Consider the following 20,651-nt stretch of genomic DNA (forward strand, 5'->3'; position numbering starts at 1 on the left):
TCCCGGCTTAACCGGCCACCCCTTTTCCTCTTTATTCAGTTGTCTTAATGATGTCGGCTAATCGTTGAGCAATTTCAGTAAATTTTTCCGCTTCGTAATCCTCGATCTTGCCGAGGTCTGACATAGTCGCTAAAACTGGATCAATGGGTAGTTGTCCGAGATAGGGAATTTCGTTATTGGCAGCTTCCGTTTCTCCTTGAGGTTTACCAAAAATCTCAATCCTATCTTCACAATGAGGGCATGATACATAAGCCATATTTTCAATCAGGCCAAAGATGGGTGCATCGTATTTTTTCACCATATTGATAGCTTTACGAACAATCATTCCAGCTAATTGCTGAGGGCTGGTTACGATGACTACACCGGATACGGGCAAACTTTGCATCACCGTAATGGGTACGTCCCCAGTTCCCGGCGGTAGATCAATAAGTAAATAGTCCAGTTCTCCCCAGATGACATCGGCCCAGAACTGCTGTACAAGCTGGGTAATAATCGAACCTCTCCAGATAACCGGATCATCTTCGTTGGGGACCATTAGATTTAAGGACATGACCTTTATGCCATGTTGTGATTCTGCAGGAACGACTCCTGTCTCATTTATGTTAGCTTTGCCTTTTAAACCGAAAATCTTCGGAATACTTGGTCCAGTAATGTCCGCATCTAAGATACCCACCTTATAGCCTTTTCTCATTAAACTTACGGCAAGCATTGAAGTGACAGAGGATTTACCTACCCCCCCTTTGCCGCTCATAATAGCGATAACCTTTTTAATGTTACTAGCTTGTTGGGCTTTCGTTTTTTCTGGTTTAGCTGAACAACTACCTGTAGTACAGGTACTCGCAGATGAACATGAGCCGCATGCATCACTCATTTTTCTTCTTCCTTTCTTTTATGAATCTCGAAAAACCACTTTAATATAAATAGTGTCCCTTTCCATAACCTTTGTCAAGTTTGACTAATTTTTCAGGGACTTAACTCTAAAGAAGAGTCTCCAAGCGATCTAGGAGTCCTTTAAAGACCTGTAAAGCTTCTCTCACAGGTAGCGGTGTCTCCATATCCACCCCTGCCTTGCGCAATAACTCGATGGGATAGTCTGAGCTGCCGCTAGACAAAAATTCAAGATAACTCTTCACAGCGGGCTCTCCTTCCTCGAGAATCTTTCTGCCTAAGGCCGTAGCTGCTGAGAATCCCGTGGCATACTTATAAACATAGAATGCGTTGTAAAAATGAGGAATCCTCGCCCATTCTATAGCGATCTGAGGATCCATAACCACATCCGGACCATAATAATCCTCATTGAGTTTAAGATAGATACTAGACAACAAATCAGCAGTAAGAGCCTCCCCAGCTTCCACCATGGCATGGGTTTTCATTTCAAACTCCGCGAACATGGTTTGACGGAAAACAGTGCCACGAAATTGCTCTAGGTAATGATTTAATAAATAGGCTAGCAATTTCGGGTCTTCAGTTGTATTAAGTAAGTGATTCATGACTAAACCTTCATTAAGGGTAGAGGCAACTTCAGCCACAAATATCGTGTACCCGGCATAAATATGAGGTTGAGTCTGGTTCGAATAATAGGTATGGAGTGAATGACCCATCTCATGAGCGATCGTAAACATCGAATCCAAGGTATCTTGATGATTGAGTAAGACATAAGGATGGGAACCGTATGTACCCCATGAATAAGCACCGCTCGTCTTGCCTTCGTTTTCATACACATCGATCCAGTGTGAATTGAATCCCTTCTCTAAAACCTCACCATAATCTAGTCCTAAAGGCTTCAACCCTGCCAAACACATTTCGACAGCTTGCGTATAGGGAATATTCATCTTGACTTCAGACACAACAGGTACATAGATATCATACATATGAAGCTCGTCAAGTCCCATAGCCTTCTTTCTCAGCTTCACGTAGCGATGAAGCTCTGGCAGAAACTCACGAACCGTTTCAATTAAGGAATGATAGACAGTAAGAGGAACCTTGTCGGCATTTAAGGATGACTCAATTGCCGAGGGGTAACGACGCGCCTTAGCGAAAAAGGCATCACCTTTGATATTTGAATTGAGAGTAGCTGCCCAAGTATTTATCTGCTTTTGATAGGTAGCATAGAAGGTTTCAAAAGCCTCTTGTCGAACACGTCGATCTTCGCTTTCCATAAATTGAATATAATTACCTTTGGTGAGCTCAACTTCCGCGCCTTTTTCATCCTTAATGGTAGGGAATTTCAGATCAGCGTTATTGGCCATCCCGAAAATGGTGCTAGGACCATCGGCAATTTCTCCCATCTCGGCGAGAAGCTTTTCTTCCGCTGGACTTAAAACATGTTCCCGTTTACGTAGAATATCATCTAAGGCATGATCGTAGAGGGCTAGTTGGGCATTTGCTTGACGAAATTCCTGAAGCTTCCCATCCGGTAGGGAGAGAATTTCAGGAACTACGAAGGCCAGAGCGCTCCCGACACGTACGGAGAGGGTACCGGCTCGATCTGTTAAGGCTTGATAATGGGATTCTCGATTATCCTCATCACGACGCATCCGTGCATAGGTGTAGATTTCTCCCACCCTTTGGCCGATTTCGTCAACCCAGGCAAAGCATGCTAATAATGTCTCAGCACTCTCCCCCAGCCGCCCTTGAAATTCTGTAGCTTGTACCAAAAGCTTTTCGGCTTTTGTATACTCTTCTTCCCAAGCTTGATCATGGGGAAAAATGTCTTCAAGATTCCATTTATATTCTTGAGGGATCTCCGAGCGAGATTTTTGTTTAGCTTGTTCCATTTTGCTTACCTCCTAAATCACACTTACCTGCTTATTATACACATTAGGGGGAATATTTAGCAAAAATCTCTTCTGCAGTTATTTATCTAAAGTCTGATGTTAAATATTATAACAGGGGATACTCTATAAAAAAGTGAAACAGGCAGCGTACGTTCCACTGCCTGTTTCTGCCACCTCGTCCACCTATCTCCCAGGAAGGTTCCCCAACCTTCCACACATATTTTAACGTGCTTATAGGGTTTGTGCAAGTTTAAAGTGAGCGGAAATCTCTTAAAATCACATCTTTTAGACATAGAAAAGGAAAAAGCCTTTTACATTGTCGAAAGTTATTGATATAATTGGTAAAATCAAATTATGCTTAACTCACCCCTTTCATCGGGATAGTTAAGCTCTTTTTATTTTTGAAAATACCATTGGGGAGGAAGATAGAATGAGAATTGGATATTTGGGACCGACGGGCAGCTTTTCAGAAGAAGCGCTCCAGCTCTTTTTAACCACTCAACCGGAAATAATGGAACCTCCAGTGGAGCTCATTCCTTTCACAACGATTCCTAAACTTTTAACTGCTTGTCAAGCTCTTGAGATTGAAGGTGCCTTCGTTCCGCTAGAAAACTCAACCGAAGGTCAAGTTGCCGTTACCATGGATATGCTAGGTCAAACTGAAAATCTGTATATTATGAGAGAATTTATTCACCCAGTCGATCAATGCTTAATCACCGCCAAACCACTGCACCCGCAGGAGATTGAACAAGTATTTTCTCACGAACAAGCCTTAGGGCAATGTCGTGACTTCTTAGAAACTCAACTACCCCAAGCAAGGCATTCTCCCTGCTTCAGTACTGCGGAGGCGGCAACGAAAATCTCACATAATCCGGACAATAATTGGGCTGCCATCGGTCCTCGTCGATCAGCAGAAATCTATAAACTACACTGTCTAGCTGAAAAAATTCAAGACTCTATGCTCAATGCGACACGTTTTGCTTTCGTTGGTCATCATCTCGCCGAGATGAGCGAGGAAGACAAGACATCACTTCTAATTGTCACAGGAGATACTCCCGGTGCCCTAGCCAGTGCACTTCAAGAATTTTCCCAACGAAATATAAATTTAAGCCGTATTGAATCGCGACCTTCAAAAAAAAGGTTGGGAGAGTATGTGTTCTTCATTGACATCGATGGTTATGTTTTCTCTTCTTCGCTCCAAGATGCTCTCTGGGCTTTAAAAAATATAGGCGTTAATACTAAACTTCTCGGCTCATACCCTAAAGCCAAACCACTCGCCAAAGATTAATAGGAAATATAAAACGAGTTCGGGGGATGAGCATATCAGCACCCGAACTCGTTTTGGCTTAAGATATATAAACTTTTCTAATCAGCTCAGAAATCTCTTTTGGTCTGACGTGGCTCAGACCAAAGGTTTGTTTATCCTCTAATCCCTGAAGTCCTTGGGGAATCGCCCAACCGGTGATCTCACTCAGCTTCTTTAAATTAATCCATTCATCCCCTGATACAGCACTGGCATCGATGCCCTCAAGAACAGTTTTAGCAAATTTGAACGGGCTTGCCGTTGAAGCAATGATTGTAAATGTCTTATCACCCGTCTTCTTCGTATAATCATCGTATACTTTCACGGCAACGGCAGTATGAGGATCTAAGACATAAGAGTATTCTTGGTAGACAGCCTTAATGACCATCTGAACCTCTGCTTCACTGGCCCAGCCGGCAACAACTGCCTCCCTTGCCATGGCCAGTGTGTCGGAATCAACCTTGAATTCACCTCGTTCCTGAAGTTGTTTATACCAATTGTTGATTTTATCCGGTCTTTTCCCCGACATCTCATACAAAAAGCGTTCGAAGTTGCTGGATATCAAGATATCCATCGATGGCGAGGAGGTCACATAAAAAGATCGATTACGATTGTAGATTCCCTCAACAAAGAAATCCGTCAAAACATTATTCTCATTGGAGGCACAAATCAGTTTATTAATCGGTAACCCCATCATCCTGGCATAATAGGCTGCAAGGATATTACCAAAGTTACCCGTGGGCACAACCACATTCATCTTTTCTCCGGGACGAAGTGATTGGGACTCCACTGCTTGTAGATAAGCCCAAAAATAATAGACGATTTGCGGCAAGAGCCTACCCCAGTTGATTGAATTAGCTGAAGAAAAAGCGATCCCCCGTTGATTAAAGGTTTCTCTCAATTTTGAATTGGCGAAGATCTCCTTTACTGCGGATTGACATTGGTCAAAGTTGCCCATGACGGGAACCACTCGGGTATTCACTCCATCAGTTGTGGTCATTTGCCGCTCTTGAACGGTGCTGACGCCACTCTCGGGATAAAAGACTATAATCTCTGTGCCCTTTACATTCTTAAAGCCTTCCAAGGCAGCCTTGCCGGTATCACCCGAAGTAGCTACAAGAATCAGGACTCTATCTGTTTGGGTTAAAACCTTCATACTTTCTCCAAGTAAATGGGGCAGAACTTGTAACGCCATATCCTTAAAGGCAGCAGTAGGTCCATGCCATAATTCCAGTATTCCCATCTTCCCTACGTTTACCAATGGTGCGGGATTATCAGAATCAAAGACATTCTTATTATATATTTCTGAAGCCTCAATACATTTTTCTTTCGTAAAATCGGGAAGATAGGATTGAAAAATCAATTGGGCAAGCTGCGGATAGGTTATTCCGCGAATGTCTTCCCAGTTGATTTTAGGGTAATGCTTTGGAACAAATAATCCTCCCACCGGAACCATACCCAAGGCAATGGCTTCTTTTCCTGTTTGTTCCGGATAGTTTCCTCTAGTGCTTTCGTACAATGCGCTTCACTCCCCAAGACAATATCCGATTTGTATTCGCCACAGATAGACATTTTTCCTTCTCCAGTATACCATAACTATAGGAAAGTCATTCTCCAAAGACAGAGGAAGGTGTCGCACTTCTGGAGAATTATTCAAATATCGAAAATCTTTCAGCAGATCATATGGAAAAGGAGCATTAAAATGAGTGTAAAGGAGACTACTCACCGTCAATATCGGCAAACCCTCATTTTCGGTTTAATAATGATTATCGAGGAGCTTTTCCCACAAGAAAAACTCAAGATTCAGTATTCCATTTTGGATGGTGTATACTGCGAATTAGAAAATTCCCCTCTCTCTTCTCGAGAAGTATCCCAAATCGATGAAAGGTTGCATGAGTGGGTAGACACCAAGCCCCAAATCCTGTCCTGCGAGGAGGAGGATGGGTTCTTCCACACAAAGGTCAACCAGACATTTGTAAAGTCTCTTTACCCTGCTTTACGCCCCACAGGAGCCCTTTACCCCTATACCTTAATCTATTATCATCCTGGCTTTATCTTACACTTCTCCAACTCTGAATATCCCTGCGAGCTACCCAACTTTGTCCCGCCAGAAAAATTAGCCGCCACCTTTCTGGAATCTCAACGTTGGGTAGAAAACCTCCACTTGGATCAGGTAGAAGATATTAATCAAAATATCCTTGATGGTAAAACCATGGAGTTAATCTCTTTAGCAGAAGCATTACATGAAAAGAAAATCTCATTAATTGCAGACCGAATCCTCAGCCAAATTAAAAATCTACGTATTATTCTTATCTCAGGCCCTTCATCTTCTGGAAAAACCACTTTCGCTCAACGCCTATCTACTCAACTTTGTGTTAATGGTATTCGTCCCAACGCCCTGTCTCTGGATGATTATTTCTTAGACCGAGAGCACACCCCTCGCGATCAAGACGGTCAATATGATTTCGAGGCTCTTGAAGCTCTCGACTTACCTCTATTAAATCAACATGTAAGTGCATTAATTCGTGGTGAAGAAATTGAGTGTCCTATCTTCGATTTTGTGGAGGGGCGACGCAAGAACGAAGGTAAACGTATGAAATTAGCAAACGATGAAATATTGATTATGGAAGGGATCCATGCGCTAAATCCACGGCTATTACCCTCTTTGGTGCGTTCTCATCTCTTCAAGATCTATATAAGTGCCCTCTTCCAGCCCAATATTGATGCTCATAACCGAATCTCGACAACGGATGTACGTCAAATTCGGCGTATCGTCCGCGATGATAAGTACCGGGGGATTAACTCCGAAAAAACCCTTAATCAATGGCCCAGTGTACGACGAGGAGAGATCAACAACATTTTCCCCTATCAAGAGGAAGCAGATGTTATGTTCAATTCCAGCCTATTATATGAATTGAACGCTCTTAAAGCCTATGCGGAACCTCTGCTCATTACCATTACAACTGACCATCCCTATCATGCCACCGCGGCCCATCTCTTAAGACTTCTACATCATTTTCAAACTATGGATGTGGGTAAAGTTCCTTTCAACTCTATCTTAAGAGAGTTTATTGGTGGCGGAATATATTAGTATTTATCTGCAAAAATGGAGCTGACCATTTATTATGATCAGCTCCATTCATATTCGTATCGTTCTTATTACTTATCGGTAGCGAGGATTCCGCCCGTCGCAAAATCTCCCCTGGCCATCTCCCGAATAATAATACTTACACTCTCAGGTTTCGCACCTGTGGATTCGACAATGGCCTGGGTCACTTTTTCTACCATTTGCCTTTTTTGCTCATGTGTCCGCCCTTCTAGTAAATCAATCTGAACGAATGGCATCACAAATCATCCTTTCCAATGTCTATAAAACTATATTATAGTATTATTATGCCGCTCTTATTAGCACCCTAGTATCCAAGGTGTCTCGATGCACCATTTGAATTACACTCAACTATTTAGCACCCCAATGCCAAACTCGTAATCCTTCTCTTTAGCTAGCTGAAGTAGCAGTTCCGGAGAAGCAATCATGGCTTCCTTTTCCTGTCGTGAAAAGCGTTTGATGAAAGCTTCTAAGCGAAGTGCCTGACTGCGGTTCTCCACTACCCAAGCTTGCTTGAGAATTACAGGCCTCCGTCCTCGGGTATACTTAGCACCTTTCCCCTCATTGTGCTCCTTAATTCTTCTCTCCAAGTGCGGTGTTATACCTGTATAGAGAGTCTTTCCTGCACAAAGAAGGATATAAACCCAGTACATATTCTAACTGACCTTATTCTCTAGCTTGCCGATGCCTTCGATCTCAACGGTGATGACATCGCCAGCTTTCATGGGGCCAACTCCTTCCGGAGTACCGGTCATAATAAGGTCTCCGGGGTTCAGTGTCATGATCTGTGAAATATAGCTGATTAACTCGGGAACAGAACTAAGTAAATTTCGAGTATTGGAAGACTGCCTCACTTCACCATTCAGTAAAGAACGGATGTTCAAGTTATTATAATCAAGTTCTGGAACAATCCACGGACCGATGGGACAAAAGGTATCGAAACCTTTACAGCGGGTCCATTGACCATCCTTCTTTTGTAAATCTCTTGCCGTGACATCATTTCCACAGGTATAACCAAAGATATAATCCGGCGCCTGGTCTACCGAGATATTCTTGGCGGTTTTCCCCATGACTACCACAAGCTCAGCCTCATATTCAACTTGTTGGCTCATATCCGGATAATCAATCACATCTTCTGGGCCGATCAATGCTGTCGAGGGTTTAAGGAAAATCACGGGGTCATCATGGCGAGTATGTCCTAACTCCACGATGTGCTTGGCATAGTTTAAGCCGATGCAAACAATTTTACTCGGCTGTACCGGTGCTAAGAGACGCACCCCTGCCAAGGAAATGATTTGTCCGGTTTTCTGGCAACCATCTTCTAAATATGATCGGTCAAGAACATTGATACTTTCACCCTCGACTTGGCCGAATAGTATTTTCCCCTCATAAGAAAACCTTAAGTATCTCATTAAATCTCTCCCTTCCCCAAAATTACTTTCGATAACTACTAATATTATAACTTCTGGAGGTTATTATGAGCAAAGACGATTCCGAACTATTAACCGCCCCGCAAAGAGTGGAGTCTATTCTGATCCTTTTGGGAAAGACTTACCCTGATGCCCATTGTGAACTTAACTTTTCCAGCCCATTTGAGCTGCTTATCGCCACCATGCTCAGTGCTCAGGCTACGGATAAAAAAGTGAACCAAGTGACTGAAAAGCTCTTCCTGAAACACAAAACTCCTGAAGACTTTTTGACCTTGACTCTGTACGAGATGGAAAACGCCATCAAAGAACTAGGACTCTACCATAATAAAGCCAAAAACATCCTCTCTACCTGCCGTATTTTAGTAGAGGACTATGGAAGTAGGGTTCCCGATCAGATGGACGCTCTGACTCAATTGCCCGGAGTGGGCAGAAAAACAGCCAATGTGGTATTAAGTAATGCCTTTAATATACCCGCTTTGGCTGTGGACACCCATGTTCTCCGCGTCTCTAATCGCTTGGGATTAGCCTCTGGCACAAATCCCGATCTCATTGAGAAACAGCTGAAGAGCCTGATTCCCCGTTCTCAGTGGATTCAAGCTCATCATTGGCTTATTTGGCATGGCCGCAGAATCTGTGCCGCCCGAAATCCCAAATGCCAAGATTGTCCCTTGACTACTTTGTGTCCAAGCTCATCCATCCCGGTCCCAATACCAAATTAGCTTAACACCTCGGTAATAAAGATGGTTCTCTTCTCAACCATATTATATTCTTTGGCCTGTCCTACCTCAAACTTCATATCATCAAACACGCGAACCACCGGTCGTGCTGGAATACTGGGATTTTGGTTAACCACTACCCCAATCTCCCCGGTGTTCAAACGAACTGTACTCCCCGAGGGATAAGCTGCAATATTGCGAAGAAACAAGCGCACAGGCTCTAAGGGGAAGGCTTTACCCACAAGGCCCATGAGAACTTCACACCCTTCGTGAGGCATAATTCTCTCCATGCCGCTATGATCGGAGGTCAATTTATCATAGAGGTTGGCAATAGCTACGATTTGAGCAAGAGGATGGATTTCATCTCCTCTAAGCTGGCGGGGATAACCGGTTCCATCAATATATTCATGGTGCTGAAAGGCAATATGGGCAACAACAAGATTGAGGTCCTTACGCTTGCGAAGCTCTTCAAAGCCGAGTTTCGTATGGGTCTTCACCAGCTCCTCTTCTTCTTCTGTCAGAGAATCATGCTTCTCAAGGAGACTTTGTGGAAGGTGTACCATACCGATGTCATGAAGAAGGGCACCAATCGCGAGGGTTTCCAATTTTTCTTTATCCAAAAGCATAACCTTGCCCAAAACAGTAGCAAGGACACAAACATTCACGGAGTGCGCAAAGGTATGATTATCCTTACTACGAATATCCATCATATTGACTAGGATGTCTTTTTTAAACATGATTTCTTCCACGATTTTACTCACCATGTTGCGCAAATGAAAATCATCGATATCCTTTCCCACTCGGATAGCTTGAGATGCCTGCTCGATAATTTCAATAGCTTGCCGGCGATTATCTTCATCGATTATATCTTCCGGGACAACGTCTTCAAAACGATCATCCTCAATATAAACTATGGTGATTCCCATGTCTCTCATTTTACTAATATAGAGAGGTGTGAGTTTAACCCCTTTTCCAAGTAAAACCCGCCCGTTGCTCGAATATATAGTTTTCCCCAATACATCACCGATTTTTAGGGTATTCACACTGACTTGACGCACCAAGCCCCCCCCTTTTGAAAAAACTTATTATTATTTATCCTACACTATTAAAGTTTCTTTTAAAATCCCTCTTTAGTCCTATCTACAACAAAATTTATTATCAACAAGTTTTCCCATTCATCAGTGGTGCCGGAAAAGGGCATACGAAAACTAAAAGCCGCTCAATGGGCGGCTTTTAACTATTTAGGATCACTTAACCAATCTTCCGGTTTTACTGGATAGCCATCGGGTTCTTGAAGTAAAGGATGTCTTGAATCAGATTGACCAAAGACCCTCACTCTAATCCAGTTCTTACCTGTAGTAGCACTTATCAGCAAATAACTTTGCGTCGAATTACGGAAACGAAAATCTAGTACTCCATAAGCAACAGTAGCATCCTCTTGTAGAGGGACATAGGAAACTGGTAATGAATGAGTATGTCTTTCTAAAATCTGTAGATTAGCCTGTTTGACCGCCTGATATAGGGTTGTAGAATCCTGACAGATCCCCCCACCATCATCGATACCGACTTGATTGCCCAAAAAAACATAAGCTGGTAAATATCCGCGCTCGGGATCCCGTTTTCCCACTACATCATTAAAAGAGAACTCTTCACCAGGGGGAAGGAGGAGCCCATTGATTGCCTCAGCCGCAAGCTGGACATTATTTACACGCTCATAAAAATAAGGGTCAAAATAAGTCGTATAATCACCTAAAGGGCTCTTTACTTTCGCCAACTCCGCAGTTGTAGGATGAATCTCTATAACCTCGGTGATTAACGGTACCGCCTCTAAACCGTCGCTTTGTAGTAATTGTTCCCATGATCTTTCAACATTAACGAGCACTCCGGCGCTACCCCTATCTAATACTACTGAACCATCTCCATAATAAACTCGAGAAGCCTTTCCCTCTTGATCTATGCTTTGGGCAATTGTTTTCAATTGGGAAACAATCTCTTCATCATAAAGTTTTTGGGGTGATGGAGATGAAAAAGACATTCTGCGCAAATATTCTAAGGAATCCGTGATGAAGTTACCCGTTGAAATTGTGAATTGACTTGTCAGATAATCGTGCAGATTTTGATAGGTTTGGGTAAGCACTAATGGGTAAATAGTTTGATCGTGGATCACGGCCTTAGGAATCTCCTCAATAAGCACTTCATACGCTTCTTCTTGAACCATTCCACTAATATCTTTACCCCAGATAACCAGTCCATCAGGTGCCTTGGCATAACCAGCCCCATAGGTAACAGAAGCTCCAGCCAGAATGGAAATGAGGAGCTGACCAAGTAGGATAGCAAAAAGAAGCCCCCATGTTTTCCTTCTTAACATAGTTCAGCCAACTTAGTTCTTATGAAGTAAAGAAGTGATTTCCATTAGCTTGCTTCGTGTAGTAATCTGACGAATTGTAGTTTCTGTCATCGGCTCACCTGCATGTAATATTTCGCCATTATCCAATTCAACATCTTGAACTACAGTCTTACCAACAAAATATTGCAGTTGACGTTGCTCAAAGAGATTGAACTCTGGAGCTTCATTTTGTTGACTTGCTGAACCTTCTTCGGCAGCTACTAGAGGAGCTTCGCTAACCTTTGGTTCTACCACTTCAATTCTACCGCTTACAGCTTGACTAACAACTTCAGTTACAGATTCCCGAGGATCCACTTCAATAATCAGGAGCTCTTTACCATAAGTAATGATTTGTTCCCCATTAACTTGATGCCCATCGCCATTATTGTCCGTAATTACGCACTGAGCAATCTTTCCGGTCTGTTCGTCGATGAGAATCTCTTTAACTTCCCCAATCAATGCACCTTTTTTTGTCAATACTTTCGTTCCTATAACCTGAACACCTTGTTGAATCAATTCTTGCGCTTCATTGCTATTAGCCACACTTTGAATCACATCCGGGTTAGGAACGGTCAAAGCAAACTCTCCTAATCCAATAATATCAGCGAAGGAAATCACTTTAGCTCCAAAATAATCTGTGGGTTGATCCACCACAAAAAAATCTAAGCTTCCCTTTTGAGGATTAAGAATATAGTCTTTTACCACTCCCACTTGTGTTCCTTCTGATATGCTAATAATACGCAAACCTTTGATTTCTGCACTTGCCTTCATCTCATTAATCATTCCTTCCTAAAATCTCCCTTGGAACAGGTAGGTTTTCCACTTCTAGCCATTCCACGAGTTTAATACCCCACTCCGGAGGTGCATTTTGAATATATTCATTGAGATAAGGAGTGACCTTATCCAACGCATCATAAATTGAGGAACCATTTTTCCAGTGTTCACAAATTTCCATAATTAAGTAATAAGCAATGTCATAAGATGGCTTTTGTTCTAAGGCCAAAATAAACCATTCAGCAGCAAGGTGAAAGCGTCCCTGTTCCTTCGCCTGGAACCCACGATCAATAAGGTACTCTAAACCGAATTCTTCAGTCTGCCTGAACGAAGTAATCAATGACGATGAGGACGCGTTGCTTTCAGTCTCCTCGCTCAATAACACTGTCTCAAAACCATTAGGTTCCTCGTAGAATCCTGCATCAATCGGTTCTAGAGGCTCATTATCCTGCTCAAGCTCAATTACCTCAATTAATTCAGGTTCTACGGGTAGTTCAGGCGCTTCAGTTGCTTCAATTGACTCAGTTGGTTCCTTAGAATCCTTAAATTCTTTATAATTCGCAGCATCGGCAAGATCTTCTACAATAAGCTCCGCTTTGGAATCATCATCCTCTGCAACCTCTGCCTCTAAATCCATCTGTTGCTGAACCTCTATGAGTACTACCGTAGAATCTGTCACGATTTGTGCTTCTTCCGATCCCTTTAAATCAATGACTTCTGGTTGATCCGAATAGGTATCCTCTTCATTGATGACCCTTTCCCGATTCCTAGCAACCATGATTACTATGGCTAAAAGCAGGAACCCACCAACGCCTAAAATCCAAAGCAAAATTCTTCCATGGCGTAGTGCATAAGGGAAAATTTGGGCAAATAAAACAATTAACAAGGACGCCGATAAAACCTCGATCTTCTTCAAATTCAATCGATCAGCTATCCGAAGTACTATAAATATAAAAGGAGCACTGACTATCATTACAGTTATCCAATATAACGAAATCTTTCGCTCCCCCCCTTATTATCTTCGACTATCTCGTATATTCGACACAAACCAAGTTTCTCCTTCTCTTTCTATTAATTACCGTATCATAGCTGTAGTAATGTCCACCCAAAAGCACAACATACCGCTGCTAAGTAAGCAGGTATGGTGTATTTCATTAACTGGTGGACCTCAATCCCTGCCACAGCAGAGGTTACAGCTACAAATCCCCATGGAATTAAAGCTGCTCCGGTCCAAATTCCGACCACCTGGCCCAAAACCGCTAAAGGGACCGCCGGTAATTGAGAAACTTGGCTCAGGGCAATCGCAATCCCCCCCACTAAAGGTAAGCACGAGAATCCAGAGCCATCCAAGGAACCGAGAATGGCAATGAATACAATGAGCCCTGATACCGTCCATTTCGTAAGCGGAATTATTTCAGAAAGAAGGATTGAGTAATCATAAAAATAGCCAGGTCCATCCAACAGAAAAATCTGCTCATAACCGGCCATCGTTCCCATAAAAAAGAAGCTGGACATCATGACTATGGGTGTAAATACTCCCATAGCATAACGCATTCCATCCTTGACGTAAACAATAAATTGAGCAAGAGCTCTTTTCCTTTCAGTAAGAACTGTACAAATACAAAGGATCAACAAGGTCACTCCACCAATTAATCCACTAGCTTCATCGCCACGGATTTTATACATCAGAATGATAGTTACAGTGCCTAAATAGCTTAAACCTATGATTCCTGCTATCCACTGATTTCTCTCGGGGGATGAGCCCTGCTGGGCGACCTTTTTTTCCGTTCTTTCTATTCCTTGATTGCCTCTCTGCCCGGAATTCATTAGTTTCTCTGGCAATTCTTCCTTATTTAGAAAAAGCTTCAGGGCCATATAACCAATGAAAGAACCACAACTACCGCTCAAGATAACCACTGGGAAAGAGGCCGAGAGAATCACCGAAATAGGAATCCCTGTAGCCTTGCTCATTAATGAAGGGGCACCTTGGATTACGAAATCCCCCGATAATCCTATGCCCTTCCCAAAAACCGCCAAACTTACCGCAAGAGGGATGGGATGGATTCCCGCCCGCCCTAAAGCAGGTATAACTGCTGCTCCTAGAAGGGTCAAGGCGGGAGTAGGCCAAATCAATAGAGTTAATACCCACATGGCTAACCCTATTGACCAATAAGCTGCACTGATGGTTCTAATTCTCATCAAGGGACGAACTAAGATTTGATCCGCTCCCGACTCTCGGAGCAACTTTGTTAGCGCGACGATGAGACCAATCAGTACGATAACTCCGAGTAGATTATCCGTAGCAAGGATTATTGCTCTGAACGAAATCTGCACCGCTTCAATACCATTGCCACTTTGGGCTATTCCCACTCCAAATAAGCCGATTGTGGCAGGCAATAAGGGTAGCTTACGGAAGAACAAAGCAATTACAATAATCAGGATAAAGAAAAGAAACACCCAATGCGCTATACTAAACATGATTATCCCCCTCATTCCCCTTAATCTGCCACTTCAATCATGGAAGTATACATAAGAATAACCTTAACCCCCGGCAGCACAGTTGTGATAAAAGAGAATGAAAGCATAAAAAAAGACTGCCCATAATGAGCAGCCCCTGAATCTCTAATTTACCAAATACCTACGCGTGGGAAGGTCTTGTGGCATTACTTCTTGTTCCTTTAGGAGTGTTAAAAGAATTGAAGCTAACCGAGAAGATTTGGCGACATGAAGCGCACACAGCGATTCCGCAACTTACTAAAAAAGTCCCCAGAATAATCATTGCGATCCAAGCTAACATAACATCTACCTCCTTCGTCCTAGTATATAAGTAGTGACATGATGCTATATATCAATTCAAGTAATATCTTTCACTAATCTTAATCATATTATATGTGAAAACAAAGGCAAATGCAAGTGAAAGTTCTTATTTTCTTAAATTAAAAATACTCTGACTTTTTTGCCAACTATTATTTCCCTTTTAACTGAAAAAGACCCTGCAAGAGCAAGGTCTTTCATCCTATTCTACTTGTTCAGCACACAAAGTCATTTCTATCTCCCGTGGAACCACTTTTCGTTCAGTAAAATCGGCTAACCAGTCTAAGAACTGCTGTTTTACTGCCGAAGGAATATATACTTGAAATTTCACAGTCGCTAGGAATTCCTCATTACGGGTTGCCCAAGAATACTGCTTTAACCAATATTTTAACGGCTCATACCACTCATAACCAGCTTCGATTTCATAAATCTGATGAGGAACCAACCTCCCTAAGGGTGCTTGATCCATCAACTGACGTGCAGTGCCACCATAGGCGCGGCTTAGCCCACCCGTACCGAGAAGAATCCCCCCAAAATAACGAATAACCACCAAAAGGACATCCCATAACTGACGATATTGAAGAACATCGAGGACAGGTCTTCCGCCTGTTCCTTGTGGCTCTCCATCATCTGTGGACTTCTCCAATTGGCCTTGGTAGAGTCGATAAGCATAGACATAATGTCGAGCATTCGGGTAATCCTTCCGAACTTCCCGAAGTCTTTGCTCAACTTCCTCCGTGTCGGTGACAGAAAAAACAATGCCAATAAAACGCGATTTATCGATGACTTGCTCCCATGTTGAAGCGTTTAACACGGTAACATAGCTTTCCACAGTCATTACTCCTATTCACTACGTTTTGACAGTGTCTTCTTCATAAATTTTTCAGCATCGATTAAAAATCGTTCATGAACGCCTGTTCCAATAAGTTCTTTTTCATCGAAGGCTTCAAGTTTAAAGACTAAACGGCGACGGTCAATCTCAAGCAGCTCAGCTACAGCCCAGACTTTCATGCCGAGAGGTGTTGCCGCTGTATGCTTAATTTCGATTGAGACACCTACACTGCTTTGTCCGTCCTCTAACGCTAACGCACCTACAGCTGCTTCCTCCATCATAGCGACTAAAGAGGGTGTAGCAAATACATCTAAGGATCCACTTCCCATTGTTTTTGCAGTGTTGGTCTGATCAACCAGTTTTTCTGCCCTTCCTTTTGCTCCAAGAGTTAATTCTCCCATCTAATCACCCCATGTCTTTCATCAATTATTCTTAGGCTTGCGACCACAGACGATCGCCACAACCCCACCGGCAAGATCAATATAACGACTATCCGTTAAACCGCAACGGGCAAAAATTCTTGCTAGTTCTTGTTGAGCGGGAAATTCTACTGCTGAGTCATGAAGATACTGGTAAGCCTTTCCTTTCCCGGCCCAGATTTTCCCCATCAAAGGGACTAGTTTATTAAAATAGAGCCAATAGCCCTGCTTAAAACCTGGCATTGTCGGCTTAGCCATGTCTAAAGAGACAACCATACAGCCCGGCTTAACGACACGGACCATCTCCCGAACTCCTCTTTCCAAATCGGGTAGATTTCTAAGCCCCCAGCCCACGGTCGCTCCGTCAAAGGAGTTATCCGCAAAGGGCAGGTTCATGGCATCTCCTTGCCTAAGCTCAATGATTGCCCGATAAGGAGAGGTCGCCAAATTCTCCTTGGCTTTACCTAGCATATTTTCTGAGAAATCTAATCCTGTTACATGTCCCTGCTCTCCAACCGTCATGGCTAATTCTAAAGAGAGCTGTGCTGTCCCACAACAGATATCAACCATCTTCATGCCAGGTTTTGCTTCAACAGTTTGAACTGCTTTTCTTCGCCATCCTTTATCTAAACCAAAACTCATCAAGCTATTCATCAGATCATAACGCTTGGCAATCGAGTTAAATGTTTCTTGAACATAGGTTGCTTTATCTTTACCGGAAAAATCCATCGATCAAAATCCTCACTTTCTAGACCTCCATAACATTCCTCAATTAGGATTGTAATGGATTATTCTTTGCTTGTCTACTTTACCCCACCGCTACTTAGAATTTCACGCAGGTGATCCAAAGTGATTCCGGACCTCAGGGCGATGCTGAGAAGCAAACGCACTTTCTCCGTAGAAAGGTCTCCGGCAAATAAGGCACCATGCTCTTGAAGATTGGCTCCACCACCAGGATAACCATAGATGGGGGCAGTACGTCCAAACAAACAACGGGAGGTCACGACTGTGGGTATATTGCGGGCGGTGATTCTTTTGAGTGCCGGAACCACTTCCGGAGGAAGATTTCCTCTGCCGAAGGCCTCGATTACTACTCCCTCGACTTGAGAATCCACCATACAATCTAACAGCCTATCGTTCATACCAGTGAATGCCTTACAAATAATCACCTTCGCCAAGGATGGAGGAAGGTCGAATTTTACAGAGGGCTCGGGTTTACGGTGCCACAGTACATCTTCGTTGTCAATGCTACCGAGAGAACCTAATTCTCCCGAACTAAAGGCGTCCACATGGCTGGTATGTAGTTTTCTGACATCCCTTGCCGCATGGATTTCTTCATTTAAAGCAATCAATACTCCTCGTTCTTTGGCACGGGAATCTAAGGCAATCCTCAGGGAATTATGTAAATTTCGAGGTCCATCTGAGTCCCGCTCTGAAGCATCTCTCTGAGACGCCGTGAGGATAACCGGTCGTGTATCTTTAACTGTAAGATCCAAGAAATAAGCTGTCTCCTCTAAGGTATCGGTTCCATGAGTAATAATGATCCCTTTGCAATCCGGATCAGCAAAGGATTCATTGACTACCTTTGCCAATTGGAGCATCCGCTCCGGATCAAAATTACAGCTGGCTACATTACTAAATTCAACCACATCCCATGAGGCGTCTTTTTGTAGCTCGGGTATGCTTTCTAATAAATCGTGTCCAGTAACGGCTGGTACTGTTTTGCCACCTGGATCCTTGAGCATGGCTATCGTACCACCGGTGGCTATCAGTTTAACCTTTTTCATTTCTTTCCCTCACTTTTCTCTACGCCCAGTGATGTTTTTCCACCAAAAATAAGTATACATTCATTTTAATATTATTTCCTCCTCAGAAAAAGCAAATTTCAAGATAGCTTATATGATTATAATAAATTCTCTTGTACAACCAACGAATTCCCACTATTATGAAGGTAGGATAGTAACTCTAGAGGAGGCAGAGCGATGTATGAATTAAAAAACCACACCGAAAGTGTGGTACAACATGTTCTCAAAGAGTATATGGAAAAATATCAATTACCCTGCGCTTGTGAGCTTTGTCAAGCCGATATTAAAGCTCTTTCCTTAAACCAGTTACCCAGCAGATACTATGTTTCTCTCCGTGGAGAAATATTGACCCAATGGGAGGCAGATTCCCTGCCAGATAAAGCTCGAGTTATTTCCGCTATTGTTAATGCTGCCCAGCGCGTGGCAGAAACACCCTCACACTCCTAATCCGAAGCTGTACATCTAGACTAACTGCTAATGATGATTAAGATTATAACCAAAAATTGAATGATTAATGCCGCGACTTTAAAAGGTGAGTTCACTGTAAACTGTACTTTAATTGGAACGCTCTCTACTTTTTCCATCCTGCTCTCCTTTTAGTCTCTCATTACTTAATTTCTACTCTAATTGCACCAAATTAAAAAATTGCACTTACTCGCCATGAAATGGTCTCTACTATTTATATTCCTTTTCCTATCTGCATGTGAGATATCATCTTCTCAACTCGTGTAAAGTGAGGTATTGTTTTGCTCGATCCAAAAACACTTAGACGTTTTAGTCTATTCACAGCCCTACCTGATGAAGATTTAGCACCTATTTTGCCTCTTTTCAAAACCCGGAAATATCGCAAAGGGCAAGTTCTCTTTATTGAAGGAGAAATCGGCTCAGAGGTTTATTTTATCCTCGAAGGTCAAGTAAAGCTCAGCAAGACCTTGCCTAATGGTGATGAACAAATTCTTGATTGGTGCGGTCCCAGCGACAGCCTCGCAGATATACTCTTGGTTGAACCCGGTTCCTATCCAGCGACTGCAGAGGCACTGAAAGATAGTACACTTCTGGTGTTGCCCAATCAAGGGGTGGTTGGGATTTTAGAAAGTCATCCTCATTTAGCAGTAGCACTCATTCGCAAGCTCAATATGCGTTTACGAATGAATCAAGAGTTCATCCGCGTTTTGACGAGCCGTTCTACGGCAGGGATTTTGGCAATGCTCTTACTCCGCCTAGCCAAGCCAGCTACTGCCCTCGGACAACCCATTTACTACGATGCCACACTTACTAACAAGGACTTAGCCAGTATGATTGGTACTTCAAGGGAATTGGTTAATCGCACTCTTAATCAATGGAAGAAATCCGATATTATCCGCCAAAATGAGGATCGTATTGAAATTCTGCGCCCTCATGAATTAGCGGATTGGCCATGAGGCAAGTGGGCGAGGGCCTGTTGATATCTCCATATCTAAGGAACGAAGACCGTTCCAAGCATCTTCCCAAGACAATTCGGGATTACGCCGCCAAAAAACCATGGCGGCTCTTACTTTTTCTATACTGCTTTCTTGTGGTAACAGGCGAAGATAACTTTTTCCGCCCCAGGCCTTCACCCATTCCGTATAACAGAGCTGGTACTCCGGGTTTGCTTTCTTCATATGTTTCAGAGCAAAAAAGGAGGCAATACCTATTAAAGTCGAATCTTCATTTCCTCGACTAAAGGGTTGACCATCTAAATCCTGACCGCCAATAATCAACAAACTATAGAGTAGATGAATACGCACGACTTGTCGCACAATCTCTGGATTCAATTTTAAAATCTCGGCGAGCCTTCCTAAGGGACGCAGAAAAATCTTAGCACAGGGTTCAGAATATGAAATCTGAGCAAACACGGATAAGGGTAGAGGAAAAAGGTCGTCCATGCCTGACTCCGCTAATTTGGATATCAATTCATTTTCCATGTGAGATACTTTTCGGTCCTGTTGTTGAATTTTTTGGGAAGTTTCGCGGAGGAAGGATTCTGCTTCTTTCGGCTGCTCGGGCAGCTCCTCCAGCCATTCTCTTATACGAGCTCGCCGAGGCAAAATGATCTCCAGCAGAGTAGCCGTTTCCTGATGGAGGGTTTTAAATCCTTTTTTGATTTCCTCTGGATTGCGGTAAAGTCCCCGCATGAGCGTTTCGGCACCATGGGGTACCTCCATAGTTTCATCAAAGCGTATCACCGCTTCTCCATTTCTTTCCGGAAAGCGAAGCCCCATAGCTTCTTCGGCCTCTAGGCGCAATGACATTTAGACTCCCCCTTGG

Annotated in this window: 21 protein-coding genes; 5 read left to right on the top strand and 16 right to left on the bottom strand. The window is 43.0% G+C overall.

Annotated features, from left to right (window positions below):
- Nucleotides 1-31: 31 nt before the first annotated feature.
- A complete protein-coding gene (locus DESDI_RS10255; RefSeq protein WP_015262546.1) occupies nt 32-871 on the bottom strand; it encodes an Mrp/NBP35 family ATP-binding protein in 840 nt (279 codons plus the stop codon).
- 106 nt (nt 872-977) lie between these two features.
- A complete protein-coding gene (pepF, locus tag DESDI_RS10260; protein ID WP_015262547.1) occupies nt 978-2,777 on the bottom strand; it encodes an oligoendopeptidase F in 1,800 nt (599 codons plus the stop codon).
- A 430-nt stretch (nt 2,778-3,207) separates the two neighbouring features.
- Here pepF and pheA point away from each other — a divergent pair, with 430 nt between their 5' ends.
- Nucleotides 3,208-4,065, top strand: a complete 858-nt coding sequence (pheA, locus tag DESDI_RS10265; protein ID WP_015262548.1) for a prephenate dehydratase — start codon at nt 3,208-3,210, stop codon at nt 4,063-4,065.
- A 58-nt stretch (nt 4,066-4,123) separates the two neighbouring features.
- On the opposite strand, the gene thrC is transcribed toward pheA, so the two are convergent.
- Nucleotides 4,124-5,599 (bottom strand): threonine synthase, encoded by a 1,476-nt coding sequence (thrC, locus tag DESDI_RS10270; protein ID WP_015262549.1) that lies wholly within the window; start codon nt 5,597-5,599, stop codon nt 4,124-4,126.
- A gap of 183 nt (nt 5,600-5,782) precedes the next feature.
- On the opposite strand from thrC, the gene DESDI_RS10275 reads away from it, so the two are divergent.
- Nucleotides 5,783-7,171, top strand: coding sequence for a uridine kinase family protein (locus DESDI_RS10275; RefSeq protein WP_041219409.1), 1,389 nt, complete (start codon nt 5,783-5,785; stop codon nt 7,169-7,171).
- A gap of 68 nt (nt 7,172-7,239) precedes the next feature.
- On the opposite strand, the gene DESDI_RS10280 is transcribed toward DESDI_RS10275, so the two are convergent.
- The 3 genes from DESDI_RS10280 to DESDI_RS10290 all read right to left on the bottom strand — a co-directional run bounded on the left by DESDI_RS10280 (nt 7,240) and on the right by DESDI_RS10290 (nt 8,598).
- Nucleotides 7,240-7,425, bottom strand: a complete 186-nt coding sequence (locus tag DESDI_RS10280; RefSeq protein WP_015262551.1) for a 2-hydroxymuconate tautomerase — start codon at nt 7,423-7,425, stop codon at nt 7,240-7,242.
- 108 nt (nt 7,426-7,533) lie between these two features.
- Nucleotides 7,534-7,839, bottom strand: a complete 306-nt coding sequence (locus tag DESDI_RS10285; protein ID WP_015262552.1) for a GIY-YIG nuclease family protein — start codon at nt 7,837-7,839, stop codon at nt 7,534-7,536.
- A gap of 3 nt (nt 7,840-7,842) precedes the next feature.
- On the bottom strand, nt 7,843-8,598 hold the full coding sequence (locus tag DESDI_RS10290) for a fumarylacetoacetate hydrolase family protein (RefSeq protein WP_015262553.1): 756 nt from the start codon (nt 8,596-8,598) through the stop codon (nt 7,843-7,845).
- A 65-nt stretch (nt 8,599-8,663) separates the two neighbouring features.
- On the opposite strand from DESDI_RS10290, the gene nth reads away from it, so the two are divergent.
- Nucleotides 8,664-9,335 carry an endonuclease III gene (gene nth, locus DESDI_RS10295; RefSeq protein ID WP_015262554.1) on the top strand — a complete coding sequence of 224 codons (672 nt, stop codon included), beginning with the start codon at nt 8,664-8,666 and terminating at the stop codon, nt 9,333-9,335.
- On the opposite strand, the gene DESDI_RS10300 is transcribed toward nth, so the two are convergent.
- The 9 genes from DESDI_RS10300 to DESDI_RS10340 all read right to left on the bottom strand — a co-directional run bounded on the left by DESDI_RS10300 (nt 9,332) and on the right by DESDI_RS10340 (nt 18,344).
- Complete coding sequence (locus DESDI_RS10300; RefSeq protein ID WP_015262555.1) at nt 9,332-10,390, bottom strand: HD-GYP domain-containing protein; 1,059 nt, start codon at nt 10,388-10,390, stop codon at nt 9,332-9,334. The two genes, nth and DESDI_RS10300, sit on opposite strands and share 4 nt — an antisense overlap.
- 179 nt (nt 10,391-10,569) lie before the next feature.
- Complete coding sequence (locus DESDI_RS10305) at nt 10,570-11,700, bottom strand: VanW family protein (protein ID WP_015262556.1); 1,131 nt, start codon at nt 11,698-11,700, stop codon at nt 10,570-10,572.
- Nucleotides 11,701-11,712: 12 nt separating this feature from the next.
- Nucleotides 11,713-12,489 (bottom strand): PRC-barrel domain-containing protein, encoded by a 777-nt coding sequence (locus tag DESDI_RS10310; protein WP_015262557.1) that lies wholly within the window; start codon nt 12,487-12,489, stop codon nt 11,713-11,715.
- Between the two features lie 4 nt (nt 12,490-12,493).
- A complete protein-coding gene (locus DESDI_RS10315; RefSeq protein WP_242825389.1) occupies nt 12,494-13,414 on the bottom strand; it encodes an MFS transporter in 921 nt (306 codons plus the stop codon).
- A gap of 161 nt (nt 13,415-13,575) precedes the next feature.
- Nucleotides 13,576-14,970, bottom strand: a complete 1,395-nt coding sequence (locus DESDI_RS10320; RefSeq protein WP_015262559.1) for a transporter permease — start codon at nt 14,968-14,970, stop codon at nt 13,576-13,578.
- A 538-nt stretch (nt 14,971-15,508) separates the two neighbouring features.
- Entirely contained in the window at nt 15,509-16,138 is a 630-nt protein-coding gene (locus DESDI_RS10325) for a YigZ family protein (RefSeq protein ID WP_015262560.1), read from the bottom strand.
- A gap of 11 nt (nt 16,139-16,149) precedes the next feature.
- Nucleotides 16,150-16,539 carry a thioesterase family protein gene (locus DESDI_RS10330; protein ID WP_015262561.1) on the bottom strand — a complete coding sequence of 130 codons (390 nt, stop codon included), beginning with the start codon at nt 16,537-16,539 and terminating at the stop codon, nt 16,150-16,152.
- A 21-nt stretch (nt 16,540-16,560) separates the two neighbouring features.
- Complete coding sequence (locus tag DESDI_RS10335) at nt 16,561-17,286, bottom strand: demethylmenaquinone methyltransferase (protein ID WP_015262562.1); 726 nt, start codon at nt 17,284-17,286, stop codon at nt 16,561-16,563.
- Nucleotides 17,287-17,360: 74 nt separating this feature from the next.
- Nucleotides 17,361-18,344 (bottom strand): asparaginase, encoded by a 984-nt coding sequence (locus DESDI_RS10340; RefSeq protein WP_015262563.1) that lies wholly within the window; start codon nt 18,342-18,344, stop codon nt 17,361-17,363.
- Between the two features lie 195 nt (nt 18,345-18,539).
- On the opposite strand from DESDI_RS10340, the gene DESDI_RS10345 reads away from it, so the two are divergent.
- Together DESDI_RS10345 and DESDI_RS10350 are read left to right on the top strand one after the other, a co-directional pair.
- Nucleotides 18,540-18,809 (top strand): late competence development ComFB family protein, encoded by a 270-nt coding sequence (locus DESDI_RS10345; protein WP_015262564.1) that lies wholly within the window; start codon nt 18,540-18,542, stop codon nt 18,807-18,809.
- 299 nt (nt 18,810-19,108) lie between these two features.
- The gene (locus tag DESDI_RS10350; protein ID WP_015262566.1) at nt 19,109-19,783 is read left to right on the top strand and encodes a Crp/Fnr family transcriptional regulator; all 675 of its coding nucleotides are present in this window, start codon (nt 19,109-19,111) and stop codon (nt 19,781-19,783) included.
- On the opposite strand, the gene DESDI_RS10355 is transcribed toward DESDI_RS10350, so the two are convergent.
- Complete coding sequence (locus DESDI_RS10355) at nt 19,766-20,635, bottom strand: hypothetical protein (protein WP_015262567.1); 870 nt, start codon at nt 20,633-20,635, stop codon at nt 19,766-19,768. The genes DESDI_RS10350 and DESDI_RS10355 overlap by 18 nt on opposite strands.
- Nucleotides 20,636-20,651: the final 16 nt, after the last annotated feature.

The organism is Desulfitobacterium dichloroeliminans LMG P-21439 (genome assembly GCF_000243135.2).
Taxonomy (GTDB): domain Bacteria; phylum Bacillota; class Desulfitobacteriia; order Desulfitobacteriales; family Desulfitobacteriaceae; genus Desulfitobacterium; species Desulfitobacterium dichloroeliminans.

What these genes read in the sequence shown, in the direction of transcription:
- DESDI_RS10355 (WP_015262567.1), bottom strand. Translation starts at nt 20,635, where the DNA reads ATGTCATTGCGCCTAGAGGCCGAAGAAGCTATGGGGCTTCGCTTTCCG.
- DESDI_RS10255 (WP_015262546.1), bottom strand. Translation starts at nt 871, where the DNA reads ATGAGTGATGCATGCGGCTCATGTTCATCTGCGAGTACCTGTACTACA.
- DESDI_RS10340 (WP_015262563.1), bottom strand. Translation starts at nt 18,344, where the DNA reads ATGAAAAAGGTTAAACTGATAGCCACCGGTGGTACGATAGCCATGCTC.
- DESDI_RS10330 (WP_015262561.1), bottom strand. Translation starts at nt 16,539, where the DNA reads ATGGGAGAATTAACTCTTGGAGCAAAAGGAAGGGCAGAAAAACTGGTT.
- DESDI_RS10310 (WP_015262557.1), bottom strand. Translation starts at nt 12,489, where the DNA reads ATGAAGGCAAGTGCAGAAATCAAAGGTTTGCGTATTATTAGCATATCA.
- nth (WP_015262554.1), top strand. Translation starts at nt 8,664, where the DNA reads ATGAGCAAAGACGATTCCGAACTATTAACCGCCCCGCAAAGAGTGGAG.
- DESDI_RS10275 (WP_041219409.1), top strand. Translation starts at nt 5,783, where the DNA reads ATGAGTGTAAAGGAGACTACTCACCGTCAATATCGGCAAACCCTCATT.
- DESDI_RS10320 (WP_015262559.1), bottom strand. Translation starts at nt 14,970, where the DNA reads ATGTTTAGTATAGCGCATTGGGTGTTTCTTTTCTTTATCCTGATTATT.
- DESDI_RS10290 (WP_015262553.1), bottom strand. Translation starts at nt 8,598, where the DNA reads ATGAGATACTTAAGGTTTTCTTATGAGGGGAAAATACTATTCGGCCAA.
- pheA (WP_015262548.1), top strand. Translation starts at nt 3,208, where the DNA reads ATGAGAATTGGATATTTGGGACCGACGGGCAGCTTTTCAGAAGAAGCG.
- DESDI_RS10335 (WP_015262562.1), bottom strand. Translation starts at nt 17,286, where the DNA reads ATGGATTTTTCCGGTAAAGATAAAGCAACCTATGTTCAAGAAACATTT.
- DESDI_RS10285 (WP_015262552.1), bottom strand. Translation starts at nt 7,839, where the DNA reads ATGTACTGGGTTTATATCCTTCTTTGTGCAGGAAAGACTCTCTATACA.
- DESDI_RS10280 (WP_015262551.1), bottom strand. Translation starts at nt 7,425, where the DNA reads ATGCCATTCGTTCAGATTGATTTACTAGAAGGGCGGACACATGAGCAA.
- DESDI_RS10345 (WP_015262564.1), top strand. Translation starts at nt 18,540, where the DNA reads ATGTATGAATTAAAAAACCACACCGAAAGTGTGGTACAACATGTTCTC.
- DESDI_RS10305 (WP_015262556.1), bottom strand. Translation starts at nt 11,700, where the DNA reads ATGTTAAGAAGGAAAACATGGGGGCTTCTTTTTGCTATCCTACTTGGT.
- pepF (WP_015262547.1), bottom strand. Translation starts at nt 2,777, where the DNA reads ATGGAACAAGCTAAACAAAAATCTCGCTCGGAGATCCCTCAAGAATAT.